This is a genomic window from Rhizobium sp. P28RR-XV, from assembly GCF_012641385.1.
In the GTDB taxonomy this organism is placed as follows: Bacteria; Pseudomonadota; Alphaproteobacteria; order Rhizobiales; family Rhizobiaceae; genus Rhizobium.
On sequence record NZ_JABAIG010000014.1, the window covers coordinates 125444 to 149098 of the forward strand.

Sequence of the window (23655 nt, forward strand, 5' to 3'; positions counted from 1 at the left end):
AGACACTTCCGGCTTCAAGCGATTTTCATGATTGCACCTTCGATTACGACACCGGAGCTCACATACTTCCAGAGAGCGACGAGCAGCTTACGCGCGAGCGCCACGATCATCGGCGTCTTTAAGCGGCCGGCGTTGCGAGCAATGCGCTCTTTGAACCATAACGTTAATTTCGATTTCGGTTGATGCCGCAACCATAGCCAGGCGAGCTCGACCATGGTGGCTCGCAAACGTGGATTTCCCGCCTTGGAGACGCCCTGTTCGCGGTTGACGTTACCGCTTTGCCAAGGCGAGGGGGCAAGGCCTGCGTACGATGCGATTTGGCGTCGGTTGTCGAAGTGTCGAAATAGCCCTTCCGTGTAAAGGACCGTAGCGAATTCCGGCCCGATCCCTTTGATGCCCAAAAGAGCGGTCGCTTCCTTTGGTGTCTCCAACGTCTCGTGGACGATCAAGGCATCTCGCTCTGCTTCTACAGCCTTGATTTGTGTGAGCAACAATTCGAGGCGATCGAGTTCTCTGCAGACTTCGGCCTTCAGGTGTTTTGATAGCGGACGCCCATCGCCCGTTCGAAGCTCGTCCAGGCGTTGGCGGCGATCTCGATTGACAGGTTCGTATTCCCGAATTCCCTGAGTGAAGAGTAATCCCTTTATGCGATTGACGTGGAAGACGCGTTCGGCAATCAGAGTTTTCCGCTCCCGCCCGATCCGTCGGTTGTCGTCTTCCTCGGGTGTGAGAAGCCTGACCATTGAGCACGCACGAGGCTCGCCGCGTTTCCATGCAATCAAAGCGCGGATCAGCGTCTCACCATCGATGCGGTCGGTCTTCGCCCGGCGATGCCGGCGCGGCATGGCAATCGACGCGGCTTCCACAATGTGGCTCTCTATCCAAGTTTCCTTGCTCAGCACTCGTCCTAACCAGAAGCCATCGAGCCCCACCTCTTGGATCACGACCAATGGGTACAATCTGTTCTTTCGTCGTTTGACCTTCTGGCGAAGTGCTGCAAAGCACGCAAACAAACCGGCGATATCGCCTCCAGTGACGGTGTGACGGGACATTTTCTTGCTGCCAGGCGACAGAGCCGTCACCAGCCATCTTGACTTGCTTAATTCCAACGAGACGAAAATTACGCCAAGATCGACGAGAGTAGTGGTCTGCGCTTGAGATTGATCTGCTGTCATCGGCATGGTTGGCCTCCAGAGAGTTTTCTAGCGACCTCACTCTGCCACCGTGCAGGCCGCTACTCACCCCTGATGGGATCTCAAGGCGTGTGAGAGCGGTTGAAAACTTAATGGCTTCTGGACATTTGATCTCCGCAAATCGTTCCTGCCAGTCGGCGCCCTGGATCGGATGACTTAGAAATTGACTATTGTCGATGTCAGGAAATCGGTCGGGGCTGTCGGAAAATGGGCCGCTGGTGGCTGGGTGCGGTTAGGGGCGGAGTGACACCCAAGGCTTTGCGATCCGGTTCCATTGGGGCCGTGTTCTGGGAAAAATGAGCCTGGTCGTTTATACGTTGGGCGGAGCGTCATGCCAACGCAGCGAGCCTGTCACGCAGCCACCTTTGTGCTGGATGGTTGGTTGTGCGTTCGTGCCAGATACTGGCGATGGCGAATCCGGGTATGTGGAGCGGCGGTTGCAGCACCTGCAACCAGTCTGACCAACCGTCTGCGATTCGGCGTGGGATTAGCGCGATCATATCGGATCGTGACACGATCTCCGGCACGATCAGGAAGCCCGATGTGGACAAGGCGACCGTACGACGGTGGCCGATCGCCTCAAGAGCCGCATCGGTAGGCCCGGCAAAGCCGCCTCCCTGAGGGGAAACGACGACGTGGTCCAACGCGCAGAACAAGTCCAAATCAAGAACACCGCGTACGGCTGGATGCCCCGGTCGCGCGACGACCACATACTCCTCCTCGTAGAGTTGGCGCTGGCGCATCGCAGCCGGCGCCTGTTCGGGCGTGCCCAAGGCCAGGTCCACCTCGCCACGCTCCAACTGTGTCGTGAGTGCCATCATGTCTAGCGCCCGCCAGGCGATGCGGACCATCGGCGCCTCGGCCCGCAAGGCGACCGAGTAGCGTGCCAGCAGCGCATACTGGACGTAGTCGCTTGCCGCAATCACCACGGTCGCACGCAGGGTCTCCGGATTGATCGGCGCTCCTTGCACGATGACGCGGCGAACACCCTCCAGTGCCTCGTGCAGTGGCTGCATCAGCTCGAGTGCCCGCTGGGTCAGAACCATCCCGCGCTGGCCCGGGATCAGGAGCGGATCGCCGAGTGCATCGCGAAGTCTTGCCAGCCGTGCCGACAAGGCCGGCTGACTGAGGTTCAGCCGGCGCGCGGCGTGTGTAACGTTGCGCTCCGCAAGGAGGGCCTCAAGCGTCACGAGAAGTCCGAGATCGAGGTTCCTGGTATCCATCGTATCGATAACAACATGTAAAACGTTCGATTTCAATACTCAACGTGATCGCACTATTTAGGCAGGAGCAGGTCAGATCCTGCGGCGCCTCAATCGACGACATGGATACATCCGCCTATGAAAGCAATCCAGGCTTATCCGTACCGAGGGCTCGACGGCCTGACGCTGGTGGACCTCCGCGACCCCGGCGCACCCGAACCGGCCGCCATCCCCGTCCTTCGCTCAACGCCGCGCTCCCGGCGGATCGAGGCGGGGCGCGCCTCTAATGCCAGTTTAGCGCTCGGGGCGGTCGGTCCAACCGCCACTGGGGGCCACTTCGGCAAGATCGTCGTCGAATACTGACAAACCCCAACTATCAAAAAGAGACCATCATGAAAGTTCTCATTGTTTACGCGCACCCCGAACCCACTTCGCTGACACGGCAGTTGGTCGATGTGACTGCTGAGACGTTGTCGGCAGCGGGACACACCGTGATCCATTCGGACCTCTATGGCATGAAGTGGAAGGCGGTATATGACGCCGATGACTTCCCAGTCCGTGACAATCCCGAGCGGCTGTCGTTCATCATGGAATCGGGACATGGTTACGCAAGCGGACATCAGACGCCCGACGTGATCGCCGAGCAGCAGAAGCTGCTCGCGGCCGATGCTGTGATCCTGCAATTCCCCATGTGGTGGTTTGGCGCGCCCGCGATCCTGAAGGGCTGGATAGAGCGGGTCTATGCCTTCGGTTTTGCCTACGGCTATCAGAATGGCTCCAACGAGTTCCGATTTGGTGAGGGCATTCTCAAGGGCAAGCGAGCGCTGGTCAACGTGCAGGCCGGCGGCCCAGCGGCCGACTATGGCCCGCGGGGTATCAACGGGCCGATCGAGCAACTGCTGTTCCCACTGACCCATGGCGCGCTGTTTTACCCCGGCATGGACGTGCTCCCTACGCACGCGGTCTATGGCGCGGGTCACGTTTCCACGGCGGAGGAAGTGGACGCGATCAAGGCAGCATGGCGTGTGCGTCTCGCCGGGCTATTCACCGACACGCCGATCCCCTTCCGGTCGCAAAATGGCGGTGACTTCCCCGATCGCCACACCATGGCCGACCATGTTGCGCCGGGCCAGACTGGCCTCGTCGCGCATGTTGCCGACCCGGTCGACGCATAAGGAGATGAAAATGGATGTAGCATTCATCGGACTTGGGCAAATGGGCTCGGGTATGGCCGCCAACCTCGTGGCGACCGGCCACCAGGTTACCGTCTGGAACCGGGACCGGACCAGGGCTGAGCGGGGCGCGACGGTCGCCGCTGATCTTGCCGCGGCCGCTCGGGCTGGCACCGTCGTGACGGTGCTTGCCAATGACGCCGCTGTGGAGGCGGTCTCGTTCGGCGACGGCGGGCTGCTCGCTGCAGGTCCCGGCATGCTCCATATCTCGTGCAGCACGGTCAGCGTGGACCTCACCGCTTGGCTGGCGGAGGCGCATGCCGCGGCAGGACAGCGGTTCGTGTCGGCGCAGGTTTTGGGCCGCCCGGACGTCGCGGCGGCCGGCAAGCTGTCGGTCATCGCGGCAGGCGCGGCGGACGATCTGGACGTAGCACAGCCCTTGTTCGACGCGATAGGGGCGGCGACACATCGGGTCGGCGACCGCCCGGTGATGGCCGCGGCGGCGAAGCTCGCCTTCAACGCCGGCATCCCCGGCCATCATGCAGATGCTGATGGAGCAGTTCCGCATCGTTGCCGCCCACGGTATCGCCGCGAATCGGATGGCGGCGCTGCTGCTTGAAGTGAACTACGGCAATCGCCTGATTGGTAGTTACGGACCGATCATCGCGGAAAAGCGGTTCGAGCCGGTGGGACTCCCTATGCGATTGTGCCGCAAGGATGTGGGCTTGGCGCTCGCGGCGGCAGGCAATGCCGAACTGCCGCTGACGGAGCTGATCGCCAGACGCATGGACGCGATTATCGCCGCTGGCGGTGGGAGCGCGATTGGTCTGCGGTCGGCCAGACAGATTAGACGTCGAGGAACCTCACCTGATTCCGGACTGAGACGGAGGGCGCTGTCGTCTTCCAGTCAACGCCACCATCGGAGAAAACCAAATGCGCATTCTGAAACCGTTCCTGCTCCCGCTTATATTCGCCGCGTCATTGCCGATGGCGACTGTCCAAGCCGCTCCCGCCGATGTGCCGGCGGCCGTCGCCGCTCCCGGGAGGCCGGGCGAGGCGGTCGCGCTCGACGAAAGCCGCAAGCCCGTCGAGGTGCTGAAGTTTCTCGGGCTTGAACAGGACGACCGCGCGCTCGACCTGTTCACCGGGACCGCGGCCCCGTTTACGCGCGTCGGCTATTATGCCGAGATCATCGGCCGCGCGGTCGGTCCCAAGGGTGCGGTGGTCGCGTGGGAGCCTGCCAATCTGCTCGACGATGCAGGCAAGAAGAACTTTGCGGACCTGATCGCGCGCGTTCCCAACGTCCACCTGATCTCGAGCACCGCCGCCGATCTGACGCTCGACCCTGCGAGCTTCGACTTTGTGTTAATGCACCTCGTCTATCACGACACCTATTGGGAAAACGAAGAGTTCCAGTTTCCTCGGATGGACCCGCACGCGTTCCTCGCCAAAATCTTCGCGGCGACCAAGCCAGGCGGGATTGTCGGCGTCGTCGATCACGTCGCTGCGCCCGGCGGCGACACACGCGCGGTCGTCAGAAAGCTCCACCGCATCGACCCGGCGGTGCTCCGCGCGGATTTCGCGCGCGCGGGGTTTAAGCTCGAAGCCGAATCCGATCTGCTGCGCAACCCCGACGATGATCATTCGAAGCTGTCGCTCGATCCCGCGATCCGCGGCAAGACTGACCGCTTCATTTACCGCTTCCGCAAACCCCGTTGAGGGCACGCTGTCATCCCTGAACTTCCACGACCTAGGCGCGGGTGACAGGGCGGCAGCCGGCCGTCGATGGCCGTATCCCCATGGCCGATGGCGCCGGGGTGGTAGAGGCGGCTGGCGCGGAAGTCACGGAGTTTAAGATTGGCGACCATGTTGCGCCGGGCCAAACCGGCCTCGCCGCGCGCATTGCCGATCTGGTCGATCGCATAAGGAGCAACACCGATGTCGCCTGCATTGTTCGCGCTTGCCGTGGCGGCCTTCGCCATCGGCACGACAGAGTTCGTCATGATCGGGCTTGTCCCGGATGTCGCGCGCGATCTTACGGTAACGATACCGCAAGCCGGTCTGCTTGTGACTGGCTATGCCCTGGCCGTGACGGTTGGGGCGCCGATGGTCACGGCCCTTACTGGAAGGCTTCCCGGCCGCGGGCTTGTGGCTGGGCTGATGGGCCTGTTCACGCTCGGAAATCTGCTCGGCGGCGCTGCGCGGACTTATGAAGTGCTGTTGGCCGGGCGGATCGTGACCGGAGTGGCGCACGGCGTGTTCTTCGCAGTCGGCGCACCGATTGCGATGGGCCTAGCGGATCGTGAGCGTGGCGCGCGGGCGGTGGCGACGATGTTCGCAGGGCTTACCCTCGCAATGGTCATCGGTGTCCCATTCGGCACAATCGTCGGGCAGAGCCTTGGGTGGCGTGCACCGCTGCTGGCGGTGGCTGTGCTCGGATGCCTCGCGACAGCGCTATTACGACTTTTGCTGCCGCGGGAAATCCCCCACGTTCGGCCCGCCGGATTGCAGTCGCAGTTCGCCGTACTGATGAAGCCCCGCCTGCTGGCGCTCTATTTCATCGCTATGACCGGGTTTGGTGGATCATTCGTGGTTTTCACCTTTCTCGCACCGCTGCTGAGGGAGGTAACCCATGTGTCCCCGGCCGCAGTCAGCTTGGAGCTCATGGCATTCGGCGCAGCTGCGGTGGTCGGGAATTTTGGCGGAGGCCGGCTTAGCGATGCACTCGGCACGCGGCGCGGCCTCATCGCAGCGCTGGTCGGTCTCGTCCTGGCGCTTGCAACGCTGCCCTTTTCAGCCCCGCACGTCCTGACAATGTTCGCCAACCTGCTCCTCTGGTCTGCCTGCTGCTTCTGTCTTGGCCCCATCGTTCAGTCGGGCGTGGTCGCGGCGGCGGAAGAGGTCGCGCCCGACGCGGTCGCGACGGCTTCGGGCTTCAACATCGCCGCGTTCAACTTCGGCATCGCAACATTCTCCGCGATCGGCGGTCTGCTTGTGGCCGGCCCCGGTATTATGACGACGCCCTGGGGGGGCGCAGCTGCTGGCTGCGCTGCTCTTGTCGCCAGTTTGTTCGTCCGCTCACACCAGCCGGGGCGCATGCCGATTTCCGGCGAAAGATCCAATCCTGCAGCCTAATCAACACTTAGCGAAAGGACTGTCTTATGGAGACCTATGTCGTGCGCCCCCCCGGCGGTTTAGATCGTCTTGAAATCGTCGAGCGGGATGATTCGGGCGAGCCCGGACCCGGCGAAGTACGCGTGGCGATCCACGCGACCTCGCTCAATTTCCATGACCTGCTCGTCGCTAACGGCGGTATCCCTACGGAAGATGGTCGTGTTCTCGTGGCCGATGGCGCTGGCGTCGTCGAGGCAGTGGGCGCAGGCGTTGCCGAATTCGCCCCGGGCGATCATGTCGTTTCGACTTTCTTTCAGCATTGGATCGCCGGCAGGCCCTTTACCGCAGTCGGCAACTTCGCGGGGACACCGGGCGACGGGATCGACGGTATGGCGGCGACGCATGTCGTGCGCCCTGTTTCAGCCTTCACCCGGGCGCCCAAGGGCTGGAGCCATCCCGAAGCTGCGACTATTACCACCTTCGGGCTTACCGCTTGGCGCGCGCTCGTGATCGACGGCGCGCTGCAGGCGGGTCAAACCGTGCTGACCCTGGGCAGCGGCGGGGTGTCACTTGCCGCACTTCAACTCGCCAAAGCGATGGGTGCGCATGTAGCAGCCACCTTCTCCTCAGACGAAAAGTTCGAGCGCCTACCCCGATCATGCGGCGGAGCACTAGATGCGGATTGAGCAACTTGTTTCCAAGGCGCAACATCTTGTCCGGCTTGCGGACGAACCCTCGGGTTGCACCTCCCTCATGGAGGAGAAGAAACGGTGCCACCTGCCGGGGTTGGTGGTAATGTGTAGGACGCACCCTGGTCAAGTTGAGGCGTCGATCTGCGGCCCCGTCTTTGGGTTAGTTCTGCAGGGATCGACGGAGATTTCTGCCGGCATGCAATCCCTGTCAATTGCGTCGGGCGACCTATTGGTCGTCAGCCATGACTTGCCGGTCGCCACACGCGTCACACATGCCGCTCCCTTCGCTCCTTATCTTGCGGTTTTAATTTCTGTCGATTTGACAATCATAAGGAGCCTTGCTGAGCAGATCAGCGAGGACTGGGCGGAGAACAAACACGCTCAAACGCTGGAGGCGGGATCGGCCGAACCGGCTTTGATTGAAGCCGTTGATCGATATCTGTCGCTCCCGGAAAATTCGGTCGCGGCGAACGTCATAATCCCCTTGATCCGCCGAGAAGTTCATTTTCGTATTTTGGTCGGCAGGCATGGCGGGATGCTGCGCAACCTTTTGTTGCCGGGCAGCCATGCCAGCAAGATCGCCAAAGCTATCGCGCTGATCCAGGATGGCGCTCGCGAAAGACTGTCGTTGACCTCGCTGGCCAGCGCAGTGGGAATGGGTCTGTCGTCGTTTCACCATCACTTCAGATCGATCGCTGGGACAAGTCCGCTTCAATATCAAAAGGACCTTCGCATGACCGAGGCAAAGCGTTTGTTGTCGCGCGGTGGTCGCACTGTCACGTCCGTCGCGTTAGAGGTCGGCTACGAAAGCGCCAGTCAGTTCAGCCGGGAGTATTCGCGTAAATTCGGCGCGCCCCCTCGAAATGATTTCCCCCGTACCGGCGGCGCCAAAGGTCGCGCCGCTAAAGGACGAACGCTTAATTTGTGATTTGCTCTTGCCGGCAGGATCAGGTTGATCGATCAAGGCAACGTAGGACTGTTCTTCACCTACTACGATCAGACCAGTCTCTGGACTTTCCAAGCGCTGCTGCGGGGACTGGGCGCAAAGCGCCCGCCCGCGCTTCGGAAACGGAGAGCTCCACCTTCAGGAGCGCGCTCCCGACACCGTCGCGATAAAGGCGCGCAGGTCGGCCAGCATCAGTTCCGGCTCTTCCAGCGCGGCGAAATGGCCGCCCCGCGGCATGTCGGTCCAATGCACGATGTTGTAGGTCTTCTCCGCGAACGAGCGCGGCGGCGGCAAGAACACCGGATCGGGGAAGGCCGCAAAACCGGTCGGCACCTGGATGCGGGTGCCGGCCGGAAGCATCCGCGACTCTTCAAGCCGGCTGCCGTAGTAGATCCAGGTTGCAGTCACGAACGATGCGGGCGCGATGTAGAGCATGATGTTGGTGAGGAGTTCCTCCTCGGAAAACTTGCTCCAGATGTCCGGGTCGCCATCGGCGGTTGTCGGAAGGTCGGCCCACTTGCCGAACTTTTCGAGTATCCAGCCCGCCGCTCCGACCGGGCTGTCGGCCATCGCGACGCCGAGCGTTTGCGGGCGGGTTGCCTGCTCGTGAAAGTAGGCGCTCTCCCGATCGGCAATCGCCGCTCGCTTGGCGGCGAAGGACTTCTCCTCGTCGGTCGTCAGAGCGGCATCCTCCGCACGCACGGTCATCATGTTGATATGGATGCCGAGCAGAGCGTCCGGTCGATCATGCGCTGCCCAGGCCGCGATGCCGTGGCCCCAATCGCCCCCTTGAATGAAGTACCGCGCGTCGCCGAACAGTTGGATCATCAGCCCATGCACGAGCATAGCAGCCCGCCGCGGGCCAATCGGGCGCGTGATCGGGTTGGAGAACGCGAAGCCAGGAAGCGAGGGGACGACAACATCGTGCCCGTCCGCCGCGAGCGGCTCCAACAGCCGCTCGAACTCGAGATACGAGCCGGGCCAGCCGTGGAGAAGCAGGACGGGCGGCTTGGAGCCGTCGCCCTTTACATGAACGAAGTGCATGCGCTCGCCTTCCACGTCGACCGTGAAGTTGGGGAGTGCGTTGAGGCGCAGTTCGACCGCACGCCAGTCGTAGCTGTCCCGCCAATAAGCGACGAGCCGCTTGAGGTCAACAACCCCGACTCCCGCCGACCAGCCTCCCGCATCCGGCAGCTGGCTCCAGTCATAAGCCTCGACCTTGGCTCTGATCCTGGCGAGCCGTTCGTCAGGGATGTTGATCGTGTAGGGTGAAATCATGATGTTTTCCGCTCAAGCTGGGATGCGGTTCGATGGAAAGGGCGTCCACCAATCGGCTATCCGTATTATCGGTGGATGATTGAGAGCCTAAGGCCCCTACACATACTACTCGGTACGTCGCCGAGGCGGAAATCGAACCTTCTGAATGTTGTTATCTAACGAATGGATACCAAAAACCTCGATCTCGGCCTGCTCGACGCTCGAAGCCCTTCTGGCGGAAGGAAACGTTACGCGTGCCGCCCGGCTCTTGAACCTGAGCCAACCTACCCTTGTCGGCACGGCTGGCGCGGCTTCGCGATGAACTCGGCGATCACGGCCTGCAGCACGGCCGAACGTCATTCGTCCGCCCCTTGGCTGGGTGAGCCCCCTCCGTTCTAGCGCTTGTCCCCTCTCTCCAGCGTCCAATGTGGATTGCAGCTTCACTTGTCGCAAATCACGTCGCGGATTTTATACCACCTGCGACAGACTTAACCGACATATGAAATGCCTGAAAAACAAAGGAGGGCTGATGCTGTCGCGTAGTTGGGAGTTGTGCAACACAGGACGGTCGCCTCCTATCCAAGACGGTCCCGTCCTGCTGGCCTCTGCGCGAAAAGAAGCTTCCCTTCACCATTGGACGCAGATCTTGCCGAAATGTTCGCCGCTCAGCCGATATGCGAACGCCTCAGGCAACTCCCCGAAGGCAAAGGTGCCGTCGATGACGGGACGGACGCCGGTCGCTTCAAGCGCTGCGATATCATTCTGCTGATCGCGCCGACTGCCGACGATCAATCCCTTCAGGTGAATTTGCTTGCGCATGAGCTCCACCGTCGGCACCCGACCCTCGAGCCCGGTGAGCACGCCGATCAGCGCGATATGCCCGCCAACCCGTATGGCCCTGATCGACTGTGGCAAGGCGCCTGGGCCGCCGATTTCGACGACATGGCTCACGCCTTCTCCGCCCGTCAGCCGCAAGACCTCGCTGCTCCATTCGGGCGTGGCTTTGCAGTTGATCGTGTGATCTGCCCCGAGCGCGCGTAGGGTGCCGCGCACGGCAAAACGTGTGCCTTATGCAATGTCGAATATTTCGCTATCCGGTGCTGCGCGCCGCCGCGGCGAGCATCGATGGACCGGATAGCTGCTCGGCTATGGTTGAGCAGGAAGGGGACCGTGACTGCTGATTGATTGCCTTTCCAGATCATTTTTCCGCGCCGGTGTGGCCCTGAAATCGGCCAGCTGCCTTGAACGTGTTCCCCACTCTGGAGAGAGCCTGTATGTCCGATGTTTTGCCATTTTTCCGCACCTGGGCGGCACATCCGCTCCGCATTGCCTCTGTCGTTCTCTCGGGAAGGCGTTGGGCCAATTGATAACGTCCGAGATAAGCGCAGGTGGTGGTCCAGTCCTGGAACTTGGACCTGGAACGGGCGCTCTTACGCAGGCGCTTGTCGAGCGGGACAATCCGAACTCGAGTTGGTGCTCGTCGAATGTACGACGCGGTTTGCCCAGATTCTCTGTCAACGGTACTCATCCGGCAGCATCTATTACACCACTTCGTGATGACACTTTCTGTAACGTCCGCGCTCGCCGGAACGAAAAGAGGAATTGGTTCAAACAGGAAGGAATGGCTATGGCCATGATGTTATCAGTAGAGAATTCCCCACTGCGAGCTTCAGCGATTTCGTTTGCTTGGGGATCCATTGTTTCCGCTGGCAAATCCTCAAGACGGTAAACGCATCTTGGCTAAAACGCTCGTTTATCTCGCAACTCGCAATCCATAGCTTGAGGCACTTTAATGCTCAAAGATAACGAAAAAAAATTCGGTAAAGGTGTAACAGCGCTAGGTCTGTCGTCAGTCGATAGCAGTGGACGGTTCATTGAGGCTCGTTACCTCAGGACATGGCGTGGTGATGACGATGATCATACAGGTACGGTTCGCATCGACGAAGCCGACCTCTCGCGACGCCTCGGACGATCTTTCTCCGGCGTCGCCCGACACGACGCCGTTCGGGACGTTTACATCGTCCCGATTCAAACCAAAATCCGCAACCTTCACGAGAAGGCGGTAGATCTCTGTGATGTTTACTTGCGCCTTTACCTCCTAAGCGCCCGCCTGGCGACACCTGATCAGGTCAGTCTCGCGGGCGCTCTGGACTTTTTTGTCAACGTTGCCTGGACTTCGGTGGGCCCCTGTCTACCAGAACGCGTCGAGGAGGTGCAGCACACGGCACGAATTAGCGGGCAGGGAGTGACAGTCGGGAGTGTCTGGCCTTTCCCGCGTATGACGGATTACGTTGTGCCAACGGGCGTCAAGGTTATGAACACTGAGAATGTACGCTTGGGCGCTTATCTCGCGCCAGGAACGACTGTGCTCGGCGCTGGTTTCTGCAACACGGGTTCCTCGACTCGTGGGGCGACAGCGATCGAGGGACGACTTAGCCTCGGTGTCAGCGTTGGCGAAGGAACGCACATCGGCGGTGGCGCCTCCCTTATGGGGACGACATCCGGCGGCGGCAAGCAAGTGGTGACGATCGGCAGAAACTGCCTGGTCGGAGCAAATGCCGGGGTTGGTATCGCGCTGGGCGACGATTGCATTGTCGAAGCCGGTTGCTACGTAACCGCCGGTATGCCGGTCAGCCTTCCTGACGGCCAGATCGTCAAAGCAATTGATCTCTCCGGCAAGCCGGGGCTTCTATTCCGCCGCAATGCCGTGCAGGGAAACGTAGAGGCCTTGCCATCGCCTGGATGGAAAGGGTTGAACATGATGCTCCACCAATAGATACGTCGGAATCGAGCGTCGGTCTGTTTCACGTTCCTCACGCAGTTTTACGCGATCAGCTCGGGCAGGATTTCGGAGGTGATTGGTGCCAGGTAAGTGGGTGACAGCGGGTTCATACGTGAAGTCTGACACCAACCGCCTCAACGACAGCGCGGTGCGCACGATCCGTCACGAAGAAGCCGACCGCCGCTCCAAGAAGGAATATCTCCGCGCCCTTCGTCCTACAAAAGAAGCCGAAGGGCGCGAAAACTAACGGACCTCGGGAGAGGCACGATCTTCTTAGACCACCATAAGAAGGCCACGACCTTTGCCACGCTAGGCGGAAGGCTTATGGCCCGAATGAACTGACAAGGACATATTCATCATGAAACCAAGCGAATTTCGCCGCCAAGGCCACAATCTGATCGACTGGCTCGCGGACTATTACGAGAACATCGAAGCACTTCCCGTACAGCCGAAGACGAAGCCCGGCGACGTCAAGGCACTGCTGCCGAAGTCGGCGCCAGATCAGCCTGAGCCATTCGATAAGATCATCGATGACCTGGACCGCGTCGTGCTACCGAATGTAACACATTGGCAGCATCCGCACTTCTACGGATATTTTCCTTCAAACTCCCTCGGGGCCGGTGTCCTTGGTGACTTGGTGAGTACCGGCTTAGGCGTCTTAGGACTGTCTTGGCAGTCCTCACCGGCTGTTACCGAAGTTGAGGAGGTGGTGGCCGACTGGTTTCGCCAGATGGTAGGGCTCTCCCGAGCTTGGTTCGGCGTCATCAATGATACCGCCTCGACGAGCACGCTGGTTTCCCTGCTTTGCGCGCGTGAGAAGATCACCGGCTATTCCATGGCGGTAGATGGTCTGCAAAGGGACAGCCAAACGCTCGTCGTTTATACCTCTGCCAGCGCTCATTCTTCAGTCGAGAAGGCTGCACTGCTTGCTGGGTTTGGACGCTTAAACGTCAGAACCATCGATATCGATGAAACCTTCGCTATGCGAACGGATCTGCTCGAACAGGCCATTTTGGACGACATAGCAATGGGCAAGCAGCCCTGTGCTGTTGTCGCCGCAATTGGTGGTACAGCGACCGCATCGATTGATCCGCTATCAGAGATTGCTGCAATCGCTCGCCGCCACGACGTCTGGCTCCATGTTGATGCCGCGATGGCAGGAAATGCGATGATCCTGCCGGAATGCCGCTGGATGTGGGATGGGATCGAACAAGCAGACAGCCTCGTCATCAACCCGCACAAATGGCTTGGGGTCCCATTCGACTGCTCGCTCTACTTCGTTCGCGACGAGCAGCATCTCCAGCGGGTCATGTCGACCAACGCCAGTTATCTTCAATCCAGCGTCGACAGCCAAGTCCGCAATCTCCGTGACACCGGGATCCCGCTCGGCCGTCGGTTCAGGGCTTTGAAACTTTGGTTTTTGATCCGGGAACAGGGAGTGTCTGGTCTCCAAAAGCGGTTGCGACGCGATCTTGAGCTAGCCCAAAATTTTGCAGCTCAGGTGGCCGGCACGACCGATTGGCACCTAGTCGCACCCGTGCATCTTCAAACGGTGTGCGTCAGATACCAGCCGGCAATTGTCCCTGAAGCGCGGCTGAACGAATTCACGCTAGCCTGGGCCGAGGCATTAAATTCCACGGGGAAAGCATATGTCACTCCAGCTGCGGTGAACGGCAGATGGATGGTAAGAATCTCAATAGGAGCACCCGGCACGGAGAAAGCCGACACCGAGCGTCTATGGTCCTCTTTGAAAGAAGTATCGGCTGCTGTAGCTCAGGAGCTCAGTAGCTAGTTCCGACATCCTTGCCATCGCTGGGTAGCATTGTTACCTCTGGCATACATCTGAATCATGCAGTTACCTTAGATCCCTTGCTCATCCGCCCGGCCGATGAGCAAGGGTGAAAGCCTCACCACTGTGCGGTTGCGATCCCTATCCTGAGCGATCTCCACTGACACGTTGAGCGTGTACTAATAGACTTTATCGGGCATAGTGGCGGCAATTTACACAAGTCGGAAGCCGCAGCGGAAACAAAGGCCCAAAGTGAATTCAGGATGGTAGTCGTTTAAATTCTTGGTACCGCATCCTCTCGGAAATTTGATGCCAGAGGAAATTGCCTGCCTTCGCCCGAGCCTCGACGCCTTTCTTCAGTCCAGTGTTGATGAGGCCCCCTCGTGATTAGAGCCTTTCTATTTTCGTATTCTGTACTGGCGGCGATGTCGGGCCCCTCGTTCGATGCGGTTCCTTGCGGCGGCTCCATGGCCTGTCCCGTGAACGGCGGCGATTGTCCGTCGTCGAATGATTTGAGACTTTTTGGGCTTTGGAAGAATGGAGTTTCCGGCTCGGTTTGCGTTTTGATTTAAGCCGCTTTGGCTTGGTGGTTCAAGCGGCGCTGTCTGATCGTGTCCCGTTTGATCCTTTCGCGTTCGAGCAATATCATCTGACCGCGTTCAAAGTAGACGTCGGCTGGCGTTGCGAACCTCCAAGGAGGCTCTCTAGTTTCTTGGCAAACATTTTGTCGCGATACGGGAAAGTGAAGTATTCCATGTTTAGTTGAAACAACCCGTCAGGCTTGATCTCTATCAGCTTCTCCAGGATCAGGGACGCATATGTGGGCTCGCCGTATGGCGCTAGTCCCATGACTTTATACTCGCCGGAATTCACCTTAAATCCCAGCAGCGCGGTGAAGGTGGAATAGAGCAGGCCGATCGAGTGGGGGAACTACACAGAGTCATTGAGTGAGATCTGGGAGTTCTGACCGAACCCGAGGCTCGTCGTCACCCCCTCGCCTACCCATCGACGACCAGGATTGCTGCGTTATCAAAAGGGGAGGGGAAAAACGCGCTCGCCGCGTGAGACAGATGGTGATCAACCTCGCGGATTCTGCACCTGTCATCTTTGATACCAAACTGTGACCGTAGCTCCTTGCGAATCCGATCCTCGGCGGAATATTTTCCGGACCACCATTCGGGCAAGAATCCAGAGAGCATGTCCAGTGATGACGGCATGTGCGTCATTATTGTTGAGACTATGCGCGAAAGCTTTTTCCGAGAGTTCTCATAATATACGACAAGCTCAACATCCCTTAGCTCCAGTCCGGCGGCTTCCAAACAGTAACGGATCGCATTGCCCGGAAAAGAAGAGTCGTGCCTAATTCTCGTGAAGCGTTCTTCCTGGGCCGCCGCCAGGACCTTCCCATCCCGCGTGATGGCGGCCGCGCTATCGTGATAAAAGCAAGAAATACCCAAAATAACCATTTCAACCGCCCCGGTTGGTCGGTAGTTCCGCGATTTAGTCTATGCTCCGGCGGAGATGCTGTCGAGCCCATAGGTCTGTTGCCGTTGTAAAGGCGTTCTCAAGCTTTTGAAGCAGTTTAAGTAATTGACGAATGATTTTGCAATTTTTGCAAGCCGAAGAGCAATTTCAAACCTGGGTCTTTAGTGATTTATTTTCAATGGCTTAGGTGGATTACTGCCGCTGCGACGAGGTCTACGAAGGTTCGTATCCCTTCACATCAAATGGATCCGGTTTTGTTGACTGCGGGTCGTGACCTTTAATAGTGCAGTTGCAGCCAAGTGCGGACGACTGGTTTACGCGCCCATTTCGGACAGCGAGCGGTTCGCTGGACCGTCTTTAGCGACTAGGATGTGATTGGCAAACCGGCGGATTTTGGCGATTACATGCGTCTGGCCGTCATTGCCGATCAAAAGCGAGTAGGACAGCATGGCGTCATCGCGCTAGCAAGAGCTTTGTGTCAGTCTTCATGCGTGAAGTCGCGGATACGGGCTACAAAAGAGGGCAAGATAACCACTTTCTGAGGTGCATCTTTTACGATGAATAATGTAGAGGTTGGAAATGAAAGAAGCCGACGAGCATAAATCGCTTCGAGTTATTACTTTAGGCGAAAAGATAATTCGCCTCTTCATACTGGGTATTCTATTCATAATTTGCTTTATAATCGTCGATATATTTAGTTATAACTTTGTTATGTACATTGTTGGCTGTTCCTATATTTACATATTCTACTGTGTAATGAAAGGGGAAAAGATTTTTCCGGCGTTCTTTTATAATCGCAACAGAAACCGGAATTAACATAGGTCTTCCTCACTTTATGTGGTTAGCAAATCGTTAGCGATGACGCTGGTATGAACTTGCATGCAAACGAAATCGAAATAGTCGACCGGCCCGGGCGTTAAAGTGCAGAGCGTCGTATCCGTCGACAAAGGCGATTAGGTTGTATCTGCGTGCGTACCACCATCTGGCAGTCATGCCCGGCTGAACCTATCGCCGCCCTCTGAACCTGTCGAATGCCGTCAGACGCTGGACCGGCGGATCTGCATCTTCCCACCGGTAAATCTCGTTTCGCAGGAAGCGGAACTCGTCTTCCATGGCCTCTTCGGCGACCTCGATCCACCATGATTTCGGCCGACCGTCGCTTCCGTCTGACCAGCGATAGCCTCGCTCTTTGAGCCGATCCTTCAGATCGAAGGGCGAGTTCTCCGCAAAGATGCGCATGCGGGAACGCTGGCTCGCCTGATAAAGCTCCGCAAAAGGTGCTTGATCATTATCTTCCCGAGAGAGTGCCAGCACCTCCAGCAGCGCGAAACAATCATCAACGGCGCGGTGTCCGACGTGGAAATAGCCACTCTGGTTGATGAGGTAGCCGAGCTTGGTTCCCTCATATCCCCTGGCGCTCCAATCGATCTCGGAATTGGAACAAGCCCAGGCCTTTCGAGTAAAGATCGAGGAGAAGGCCTCGCAGAAGGGTCGATCGAAGCCGGCATTATGAGCAATGACGAGATCGGCGGGCTCGATGAGCGTGCGAACCGCCGGCAAGTCGATTATCTGGCCGAGGACCATGTCGTCCATGATGCCAGTCAGGCGGGTGACCTCGGCCGGGATCGGATTGCTCGGCTGCTGTAGCCCGCCATAGACATCAGTGACATCACCGATTTCGCCCTCTTCATTGAAGGTGAAGCCGATCAGACCGATTTCGATGATCTCGTCCTTTCTTGCGTCGAGACCGGTCGTCTCGGTATCGAGGATGACGCCTCGCAGCGGATAGCCAGGTCTTGCAGCAGGGACGATCGGGCGCTGTTCGAGTTTTTTCAGGATCTGGTAGCGCCCGGTCGCTTGCAGGATCCGCACCATATCGGCTTCGTCAGGCGCTGATCCAACCTGTCGAACGGGCACGGTTCGCGCCGACACTCTGCGAATGGACTCCGCACTCTCCGAAAACATGTCTAGCTGAGACGTCATGGCCTATCCGACGAAAATTATCGCCCAAATCTAGAGCGTCAGCTGTCTCATGAGAAGGGATTAGCGCAGCCGGGCAGGCCATACCCACCGATATTGAGCGTAAAGGCTGGAAGAGAGAGTTTCGCTCGAACTGTGTGATCGTCTATTGGCACACACGGAGGTGGGAGGCTCTGCCTCGTTGGCATGAGGCAGAGCTGAGAGGCCTTTGCGAACCTCATGCGAAACTTCGATTGGGGGCGCCAGTCTCGCACGGGTCAGCCGTATCACGAATAGCTGAAGGTGACCTGAAGCAGCTAAACCAAGCTCGTGTTAGCCATACTTGTGGCCGCGCAGGAGTAATGCCAGCCACGCAACGGCTTCCGGCCGCTTTTCAGCGGCTTCATAGCAGCGAGGTCGTCGGCCACCGGAGCGAAGAACTCCGAAAGTTCGAATCGGCTCAAGAGCTCCGCCTAAAGGTGGGGCGCTTGAAGGGTGACGAAAATTAAAGCGCCGGAATAGCTTCCGTCACTCTGTCGCGATAGATTTCACAGCGGACGCCACGACGGCGAGAGCATTCTCATCAAGACCAATTACACCATCCTGCTTTTCACCGATCAGTTTGGGCTTTGCACCGCTGTTGTCCCAAATCCAGGCTCTGTCAGCACGTTCAAGAAACCAAGGGAGTTGATCGAGAGATCTTGCGTAGCGAGCACGTACCTTATCGGCGGGAACGTCATGTCCACCCTTCGCGACGCGTAGCTTGATGCGCTCGATCGATCGTTCCGGACTGTCCAAAACGGTGTAGAAAAGCCATACAGCAAATCCCAAGGCCTCAGCGGCCTCCACAAGACGTCGATATTTATCTGTAGATAACACGGTCTCGACGCCGATTGTTTTATGGACGGCTATGGATGAATGGATCCAGGCCTCGATGCGTTGAACTGCAATCAAATTGGCTTCGGAGAGTGGTTTCTTTTCTACTTCACTGATCCTGGCTGCTAGAAGATCAGGATTGACAATCCATACGGACCGCCCTTCCAACTCAAGATCTGCATTTGCATAGACGCTACTCTTACCGGATCCGTTGGGTCCTGCAACGATCAGAAAGACAGGCCGCTCAAGCTTTTGCAGGAGCACGGTCGACGACGCCTGTCACAGCTTTGTTATCACGGCGAGCCTTGGCCACATTCTTGCTGAAGACGTAGGTGATATCTTGTCCAAATGTTTGGCTTTTCGCGTCAATCGTGCGCACAGTGACGAACTGCCCGCTGCTCGAATCGCGAACTCGCTTCTCCGTCACCGCGTTGCCACGCACTCCGGACTTTGGGCCACTAAGCTTTTTGACGACGACTTTTGCCATGTTTACTCCAATTCTTCACCGTCCAATATAGCAAGCATCATCGAGCCCGAAAAGACCAATCCGAGCAGGTTGCGAATGGGATTGTTGGACGGCAGCCGGCCGGTCGAGACACGAGCAATCAGGTTGCAGAAGCATCGTGCAAGCTGCCTGCGCGCATTCTACGTGTGCGGCTTGGCCGAGTTCCCCGGCGTGGACATGCTCCCGCGCGCGTGATGGAGTTCAAAGATACTTTGCTGGATGGACAGGCTCATTGCCAGCGTTTCCTTGATGATGCCCGAGATCGGCGGTATGGAAGTTGCCGACTTCAATCGAGTTCTAAGCGAGTTTGAAAAGCTTCTGGCGACGCTCGATGACTTTTTTGCATACCACTACGCTGCATTGAAGGGAGGTCAATTTCATCTGGACGACGACGAGACGTCTGCCTCCGGAGCAGACATCGAGTAGGCGAAGCCTGTGACATCTATATCGCTCCAGACCCGTACGGCACCAATCTGCGTGCATGATCATAAATCCAATCAGTCCGCTGAGCGCAGAGAAGCCGATCAGCACCTCGGAAAAACGCGCCGGGGTGCCTACGCCATGACGATGCCGGAGACGACGCCCCTGGCGAAATTGACCGAAAATGTGCGACTAGAAATGGTTAGACTGCCTTTCAACGGACTTCGATGCTGAACTCAATGTCAACAAAACAAGACACGATTCTTTCCGGCAGTTCGATTTCATTCAACTGCAAAGCCACGGCGGAGCGGCGGGGTCTCAGATTCTAGTCAACACGAGACAATGTTTTTCGAGATGGTTCCATCTGTCCACCATCACGGATGGCTTCAGACTCCATCTCTTCGATCGGCACACCAACGGCCGGATCTCCATGCCCAGTCTCACGAAGCCTCGCCTGCTGGACCGGCACGCACCACGCCGAGATTGAAAGGAGGAGGTGGTGCCGCTGTCGCTCCACGTGACTTCTGGCTCATGGTATGAAACCGACGACTACACCGATCGTGCTCAGTAATTGAGCTTCGGATACCAGTCCGCACCGCGCCCAGCAGGCGTCATGTCAAGAATGTTCCAGAGCGGCGCGATGTCGACCGCCCCCCTTGGATCCTGGCCCGGGTCCGCCGCTTCGATCGGCATCTCGCCATTGTAAAAGACGCGGACATCTTTCCCATCCTTCTGGTAGACGGTGAATCCGGGGTTTTCAGATCCGCTTTCATTCAGCAGGCCTAGGTCCCGGGCGTAGTCGTCGCCGACGGTCTGGACGAAGTCCAGGTCGCGCCAGCCGCGCTCGATGGCGAAGGCACGTTGCCGTGCCACCGGGCTGCGACCGATGATCTTGAAGGCAACACGCTGCTTGATGTCCGCGCCGTTGCCGTTCGCTCCGCCAAGGAAGTTCGTGCACATGGGGCAGGGCCGTTCGCGCTGCGGGCCGAACATCCAGAAGTACGTCATTAGCGTATCGTAATGACCGAACATGTCCGCGAGACCGACCTCGTCGCCGTTCTCGTCCCTGAAGCGATAGTTCTTTTGGACAACCGGGCCTGGAGGCAGACGGCGCCGTTGCTCCGCAAGCCTCGTGAGATGTCGCCGGACTTCGATTTCCTCCGCCAGTAGGGCCGTCCTCGCCTCGGCGTATTCCGGCGATTCGTTCGTGAACTTGCTCGTGCGTTTCTCCGCCAGTTCCTTCGCGGGTCTCAATTCGCTCATGTCCATGTGCTCGCTCCTTGGATCTATTCCGACCGTCTCGCGATGCGACCGGCAGTCGGCCGTCTTGCTTGCTGTCGGAAGTTGGCGGGCGCGTATGATGATTTACCGCGCCCTCACTTGAAATAGACGTATGAGGCGATCCGTTCTCGACAGGAGCTCAATGTTTTTTTGGTTTCAGTTGCCGTCGCTTCGCTTAGAGAAGGTCGGCCATGGTCCAGCCGTCCTCCTCTGAGCGAGGCAGTTTAGCCGGTTGGAAGCAAGGGCGGCGGCAGCGCGCGTACTTGAGCTTCAGCCTTCGTTTCGCTGCGGCCGTCAGATTGCTGGCGTAAATTGCTCGCCGGAGCTCGCATTAATCCTTGGCGGCGCCTATGCGACGCGCGGTTGCCGGAGTAACCTAGTGCCCGGCAAATCGGCCGCAGCCGCATGGAAGGCACGGTTGTCCGGCAATGGTCTACGTGCCCTCGGTTCGATCCTTTCAAGAGCACGCGGCTGGTGGTCTCATTGGAAGGGCGAGGTTCAAGGCCCGGCGCGGTGTCGTCCGGTATCTGGATAAATTAGCCGTCTGATTGCGGTCTACGGATAGAGGATAACATCCATGAGTGCGTAGCGGCAATCTAAGTGAGATTCGTATTGCCTCACCCAAGAGTGTTCCCAGAGAATAATGCCGTTGCCTCACTCGGATGTTCTCGAATGCCTCACGGGTTGTTCCGATCATATCCCCGCACCTGGTGCAGGTGACGGAGGTAGCGAAGCCGCTCGCGAGCGCGCCCTCAATAGCGCTGCAGCGAGTGGGCGGCTTCGCGGGCGGTCATCAGTGTTTTCCGGTAGGGTCGGGTTGTCGAAGACCAACCTGACGGCAAGAGCGCGGGCGCCGATCCTGCATTGTTCGGTTATGATCTCACTGCACGACCTCTACGATTTCCGTCTGCCGCGCGGCATCGGCGAATGGCCCGGACACCAGCGCATTGGCCCGTGTACTGCGCCAGATCTTCATTCGGCGCTGCACGGTCCGAATGAGGCCGTCGGGATACACGCCGGGGTATTTGACCTGCAAGCGTTCAAGCAACTCTCGCGAAGTTCGCCAAGGCTCCGCCTCGAACCATTCCTCGAGTTCGGCAGTGACGGCGAGTAGAGGATCGGGCCTCCGCCGCTCTCGCTTGGCCGCAGGCTTGGAGCGGACAGTCGGTTTCACTTCACCATCACGCCAAGCAATCCGTAAGCCAGACAGAAAGTCTTCGAGCGGTAATGCCTCGCCGTCGGTGGCAGGCGAACCATCAGGCTTGTCAGCAATTTCGACCAATCTCTCTTGGGCCAGGCGTATGTCGCGGAGCAGCCGGACCGGATCGAGCGTCAGGTACATCGCCTTGAGCCGAAGGCATGTATCCTCCGGCGTGCGTGGGTCGTCAAGCAGCCGCTGAAAGGGTGTGGCGGGACGATGATAGCGCTTGATCACCTTGGCTCCGTCACGGTGCTTTTCTTTCAGCTTGAATGATGGCTGAAAGAAATTCACGAACAACCGCATTGACGAATAAAGCTTGGCCAGCTCCCGATTTTATGCCCGATGCCACGGCTCAGCTGCTGATCGACTATCAGGTCGGGACGTTGCAGCTTGCCAAGACCAATCGTCCCGCTGTGGCGCTGCGCAATGCGACCACGCCCGCCAAGGCGGCGCTCACCTTCCAGATGCTGATCGTCGTTACTTCCGGCCAGGAGGAACGTATCCAAGCTCGCATCAATGAGCCGCTGCAACATGGGACTCTCGATGCCTACCTGATGTGCTGCCTGTGCCGCATCCCGCGCCGCCTGCGCGAGCGCCGTTGGCTGCGCCATCGCGAAGGTTTCAGCCTGCCAGGGGAAGGACAATGTCGAGGTTCTGCATCCGACCAGTATGGTCCCACGGCGGCAAGTTGTAGAATTCATATCCACCATTGCCATCGGGCAGGAATATCTCGCCTGATGTTGCGATCCAGTCGACACTGACGAATTCGTAGGCTCGGAATATTTCCGCGTAGGGGCCCGCGTGGTTCGTCGAAACATAGCGGCCGGCCCGGAACTGCAGCGGCGACAGCGCGGTATCACCGACAGGAAAGCCCTGATCCACGACCGCACAGTCGTACCGCACCAGTTCTCCCGGCGTGATCAGCGGCGTATCGAGAATGATGCCTACCGGCCGTGCCTCGCCCATCGGGAAGCCGACCCGCTTCAGGTACTCGCCGAATATCCGCCAGTTCTCCTCGACCAAGGCATAGGACCCATAGAAGCGCATGGCTAGAAGCCTCATTTTCGGCCGCCTGCCGACTTTCACGCGCGCCAGATCCGCCTTTCTTAGCCGCGGCCGCGCCGGTAGCACCCTCTGAGCCGCGACACGGTAATCCGAGGGCGTTGCCCCGAACTGTCTCTGGAAAGCGCGGATGAACGCCTCATGGCTGGCATAACCGGCATTGAAGGCGATGTGCGTGATCGGCTGGGCGCTCATCTGCAGGTTCATCGCCGCCCGGTCAAGCCGTGTGCGGCGCATGTAGGCGCTCGGCGATTCCCCCATCACCTCCTGAAACTGCCGCTGGAAATGAAAGGGACTGAGCCCGAGATGAGCCGAAACATCCTTCAGCGTCGTCGATGCGGCGGGAGTGCGCTCAATCATGCGCACGGCGCGTACAATCCGGTGATGGTCCAGCATCCGCGGCGGCGGGGCCTTCCGCAACACGGACGCACCGTAACCGGCGGGGGGCGGATCGTAAGCCAGAACCGGATTGGAATTTTCAAAATCGTCATTCATTGAATGATGGCAAAGACCGCAGATGGATAAGTCAATCAACTTAGCTTCACCGCAAGCTTTATCAAGTCGTCCGGCACGCTTTGAGTGTATAGAACGGAGAATCATCGTGAAAATTTAAACCAATGCGAGTTTTTCATGCCGTTCCCCCTGCTCGGTTGTCGTGCCCTCACTTTTCTGCACTGGTTCGAGAGGCCGGGGAGTAGCGGCAGTCGACATACGCACGC

The 23655-nt window shown here is 58.6% G+C and carries 22 protein-coding genes and 2 pseudogenes; 11 read left to right on the forward strand and 13 right to left on the reverse strand.

The annotated features are described in order from the left end of the window. Positions 1–14: 14 nt before the first annotated feature. On the reverse strand, positions 15–1175 hold the full coding sequence (locus HGP12_RS26915; RefSeq protein WP_168844261.1) for an IS110 family transposase: 1161 nt from the start codon (positions 1173–1175) through the stop codon (positions 15–17). 347 nt (positions 1176–1522) lie between these two features. Further along, positions 1523–2416, reverse strand: coding sequence for a LysR family transcriptional regulator (locus HGP12_RS26920; RefSeq protein ID WP_168844137.1), 894 nt, complete (start codon positions 2414–2416; stop codon positions 1523–1525). A gap of 117 nt (positions 2417–2533) precedes the next feature. Here HGP12_RS26920 and HGP12_RS26925 point away from each other — a divergent pair, with 117 nt between their 5' ends. The 7 genes from HGP12_RS26925 to HGP12_RS26955 all read left to right on the forward strand — a co-directional run bounded on the left by HGP12_RS26925 (position 2534) and on the right by HGP12_RS26955 (position 8301). Then, the gene (locus tag HGP12_RS26925; protein WP_168879649.1) at positions 2534–2758 is read left to right on the forward strand and encodes a hypothetical protein; all 225 of its coding nucleotides are present in this window, start codon (positions 2534–2536) and stop codon (positions 2756–2758) included. A 29-nt stretch (positions 2759–2787) separates the two neighbouring features. Beyond that, on the forward strand, positions 2788–3570 hold the full coding sequence (locus HGP12_RS26930) for an NAD(P)H-dependent oxidoreductase (RefSeq protein WP_168879739.1): 783 nt from the start codon (positions 2788–2790) through the stop codon (positions 3568–3570). A gap of 4 nt (positions 3571–3574) precedes the next feature. Further along, positions 3575–4186, forward strand: a complete 612-nt coding sequence (locus HGP12_RS26935) for an NAD(P)-dependent oxidoreductase (protein ID WP_205926662.1) — start codon at positions 3575–3577, stop codon at positions 4184–4186. A gap of 314 nt (positions 4187–4500) precedes the next feature. After that, positions 4501–5286: a class I SAM-dependent methyltransferase gene (locus HGP12_RS26940; RefSeq protein ID WP_168879740.1), complete on the forward strand. Its 786-nt coding sequence runs from the start codon at positions 4501–4503 to the stop codon at positions 5284–5286. Positions 5287–5505: 219 nt separating this feature from the next. After that, a complete protein-coding gene (locus HGP12_RS26945; RefSeq protein WP_168879741.1) occupies positions 5506–6702 on the forward strand; it encodes an MFS transporter in 1197 nt (398 codons plus the stop codon). Positions 6703–6728: 26 nt separating this feature from the next. Then, positions 6729–7367, forward strand: a complete 639-nt coding sequence (locus HGP12_RS26950) for an NAD(P)-dependent alcohol dehydrogenase (protein WP_168879742.1) — start codon at positions 6729–6731, stop codon at positions 7365–7367. Continuing rightward, on the forward strand, positions 7357–8301 hold the full coding sequence (locus tag HGP12_RS26955) for an AraC family transcriptional regulator (protein ID WP_168879743.1): 945 nt from the start codon (positions 7357–7359) through the stop codon (positions 8299–8301). The genes HGP12_RS26950 and HGP12_RS26955 overlap by 11 nt, the downstream gene beginning before the upstream one ends. A gap of 156 nt (positions 8302–8457) precedes the next feature. Here HGP12_RS26955 and HGP12_RS26960 read toward each other — a convergent pair whose 3' ends face one another. Together HGP12_RS26960 and HGP12_RS26970 are read right to left on the reverse strand one after the other, a co-directional pair. Next, on the reverse strand, positions 8458–9597 hold the full coding sequence (locus HGP12_RS26960) for an epoxide hydrolase family protein (protein ID WP_168879744.1): 1140 nt from the start codon (positions 9595–9597) through the stop codon (positions 8458–8460). A gap of 606 nt (positions 9598–10203) precedes the next feature. Then, positions 10204–10629, reverse strand: coding sequence for a zinc-binding dehydrogenase (locus HGP12_RS26970; RefSeq protein ID WP_168844146.1), 426 nt, complete (start codon positions 10627–10629; stop codon positions 10204–10206). A gap of 739 nt (positions 10630–11368) precedes the next feature. Between HGP12_RS26970 and HGP12_RS26975 the strand changes: the two genes are divergently transcribed. The 3 genes from HGP12_RS26975 (at position 11369) to HGP12_RS26980 (ending at position 14150) form a co-directional block, all read left to right on the forward strand. Continuing rightward, positions 11369–12352, forward strand: coding sequence for a DapH/DapD/GlmU-related protein (locus HGP12_RS26975; protein WP_168879745.1), 984 nt, complete (start codon positions 11369–11371; stop codon positions 12350–12352). Positions 12353–12470: 118 nt separating this feature from the next. Then, positions 12471–12605, forward strand: coding sequence for a hypothetical protein (locus tag HGP12_RS34540; protein WP_281408291.1), 135 nt, complete (start codon positions 12471–12473; stop codon positions 12603–12605). Between the two features lie 111 nt (positions 12606–12716). Continuing rightward, positions 12717–14150, forward strand: coding sequence for an aminotransferase class V-fold PLP-dependent enzyme (locus tag HGP12_RS26980; RefSeq protein ID WP_168844148.1), 1434 nt, complete (start codon positions 12717–12719; stop codon positions 14148–14150). A gap of 642 nt (positions 14151–14792) precedes the next feature. Here the strand turns inward: HGP12_RS26980 and HGP12_RS34880 are convergent. The 5 genes from HGP12_RS34880 to HGP12_RS27010 all read right to left on the reverse strand — a co-directional run bounded on the left by HGP12_RS34880 (position 14793) and on the right by HGP12_RS27010 (position 18954). Continuing rightward, positions 14793–15065 carry a carbamoyltransferase N-terminal domain-containing protein gene (locus HGP12_RS34880; RefSeq protein ID WP_168844165.1) on the reverse strand — a complete coding sequence of 91 codons (273 nt, stop codon included), beginning with the start codon at positions 15063–15065 and terminating at the stop codon, positions 14793–14795. Positions 15066–15145: 80 nt separating this feature from the next. Then, positions 15146–15613, reverse strand: a complete 468-nt coding sequence (locus tag HGP12_RS34545; RefSeq protein WP_168844149.1) for a carbamoyltransferase N-terminal domain-containing protein — start codon at positions 15611–15613, stop codon at positions 15146–15148. A 1024-nt stretch (positions 15614–16637) separates the two neighbouring features. After that, positions 16638–17615: a 3'-5' exonuclease gene (locus HGP12_RS27000; protein WP_168879746.1), complete on the reverse strand. Its 978-nt coding sequence runs from the start codon at positions 17613–17615 to the stop codon at positions 16638–16640. Between the two features lie 504 nt (positions 17616–18119). Continuing rightward, complete coding sequence (locus HGP12_RS27005) at positions 18120–18731, reverse strand: zeta toxin family protein (protein ID WP_168844150.1); 612 nt, start codon at positions 18729–18731, stop codon at positions 18120–18122. After that, positions 18712–18954, reverse strand: coding sequence for a hypothetical protein (locus tag HGP12_RS27010; RefSeq protein ID WP_168844151.1), 243 nt, complete (start codon positions 18952–18954; stop codon positions 18712–18714). The genes HGP12_RS27005 and HGP12_RS27010 overlap by 20 nt, the downstream gene beginning before the upstream one ends. Before the next feature lie 234 nt (positions 18955–19188). Here HGP12_RS27010 and HGP12_RS27015 point away from each other — a divergent pair. Continuing rightward, a pseudogene (locus HGP12_RS27015) lies at positions 19189–19398 on the forward strand (hypothetical protein); the annotation flags it as partial. Positions 19399–19956: 558 nt separating this feature from the next. On the opposite strand, the gene HGP12_RS27020 reads toward HGP12_RS27015, so the two are convergent. The 4 genes and pseudogenes from HGP12_RS27020 to HGP12_RS27035 all read right to left on the reverse strand — a co-directional run bounded on the left by HGP12_RS27020 (position 19957) and on the right by HGP12_RS27035 (position 23536). Beyond that, on the reverse strand, positions 19957–20661 hold the full coding sequence (locus HGP12_RS27020; protein ID WP_168844153.1) for a DUF899 family protein: 705 nt from the start codon (positions 20659–20661) through the stop codon (positions 19957–19959). Between the two features lie 892 nt (positions 20662–21553). Further along, positions 21554–22204 (reverse strand): annotated as a pseudogene (locus HGP12_RS27025) (transposase); the annotation flags it as partial. After that, positions 22162–22518, reverse strand: a complete 357-nt coding sequence (locus tag HGP12_RS27030) for a hypothetical protein (protein WP_168844136.1) — start codon at positions 22516–22518, stop codon at positions 22162–22164. The gene HGP12_RS27030 and the pseudogene HGP12_RS27025, both read right to left, overlap by 43 nt. After that, the gene (locus HGP12_RS27035) at positions 22496–23536 is read right to left on the reverse strand and encodes a GyrI-like domain-containing protein (protein WP_246703544.1); all 1041 of its coding nucleotides are present in this window, start codon (positions 23534–23536) and stop codon (positions 22496–22498) included. Before HGP12_RS27035 ends, HGP12_RS27030 begins: the two co-directional genes overlap by 23 nt. Positions 23537–23655 lie beyond the last annotated feature (119 nt).

What these genes read in the sequence shown, in the direction of transcription:
- HGP12_RS26915 (WP_168844261.1), bottom strand. Translation starts at nt 1,175, where the DNA reads ATGACAGCAGATCAATCTCAAGCGCAGACCACTACTCTCGTCGATCTT.
- HGP12_RS26920 (WP_168844137.1), bottom strand. Translation starts at nt 2,416, where the DNA reads ATGGATACCAGGAACCTCGATCTCGGACTTCTCGTGACGCTTGAGGCC.
- HGP12_RS26925 (WP_168879649.1), top strand. Translation starts at nt 2,534, where the DNA reads ATGAAAGCAATCCAGGCTTATCCGTACCGAGGGCTCGACGGCCTGACG.
- HGP12_RS26930 (WP_168879739.1), top strand. Translation starts at nt 2,788, where the DNA reads ATGAAAGTTCTCATTGTTTACGCGCACCCCGAACCCACTTCGCTGACA.
- HGP12_RS26935 (WP_205926662.1), top strand. Translation starts at nt 3,575, where the DNA reads ATGAAAATGGATGTAGCATTCATCGGACTTGGGCAAATGGGCTCGGGT.
- HGP12_RS26940 (WP_168879740.1), top strand. Translation starts at nt 4,501, where the DNA reads ATGCGCATTCTGAAACCGTTCCTGCTCCCGCTTATATTCGCCGCGTCA.
- HGP12_RS26945 (WP_168879741.1), top strand. Translation starts at nt 5,506, where the DNA reads ATGTCGCCTGCATTGTTCGCGCTTGCCGTGGCGGCCTTCGCCATCGGC.
- HGP12_RS26950 (WP_168879742.1), top strand. Translation starts at nt 6,729, where the DNA reads ATGGAGACCTATGTCGTGCGCCCCCCCGGCGGTTTAGATCGTCTTGAA.
- HGP12_RS26955 (WP_168879743.1), top strand. Translation starts at nt 7,357, where the DNA reads ATGCGGATTGAGCAACTTGTTTCCAAGGCGCAACATCTTGTCCGGCTT.
- HGP12_RS26960 (WP_168879744.1), bottom strand. Translation starts at nt 9,597, where the DNA reads ATGATTTCACCCTACACGATCAACATCCCTGACGAACGGCTCGCCAGG.
- HGP12_RS26975 (WP_168879745.1), top strand. Translation starts at nt 11,369, where the DNA reads ATGCTCAAAGATAACGAAAAAAAATTCGGTAAAGGTGTAACAGCGCTA.
- HGP12_RS26980 (WP_168844148.1), top strand. Translation starts at nt 12,717, where the DNA reads ATGAAACCAAGCGAATTTCGCCGCCAAGGCCACAATCTGATCGACTGG.
- HGP12_RS34545 (WP_168844149.1), bottom strand. Translation starts at nt 15,613, where the DNA reads ATGGTTATTTTGGGTATTTCTTGCTTTTATCACGATAGCGCGGCCGCC.
- HGP12_RS27000 (WP_168879746.1), bottom strand. Translation starts at nt 17,615, where the DNA reads ATGACGTCTCAGCTAGACATGTTTTCGGAGAGTGCGGAGTCCATTCGC.
- HGP12_RS27010 (WP_168844151.1), bottom strand. Translation starts at nt 18,954, where the DNA reads ATGGCAAAAGTCGTCGTCAAAAAGCTTAGTGGCCCAAAGTCCGGAGTG.
- HGP12_RS27020 (WP_168844153.1), bottom strand. Translation starts at nt 20,661, where the DNA reads ATGGACATGAGCGAATTGAGACCCGCGAAGGAACTGGCGGAGAAACGC.
- HGP12_RS27035 (WP_246703544.1), bottom strand. Translation starts at nt 23,536, where the DNA reads ATGATTCTCCGTTCTATACACTCAAAGCGTGCCGGACGACTTGATAAA.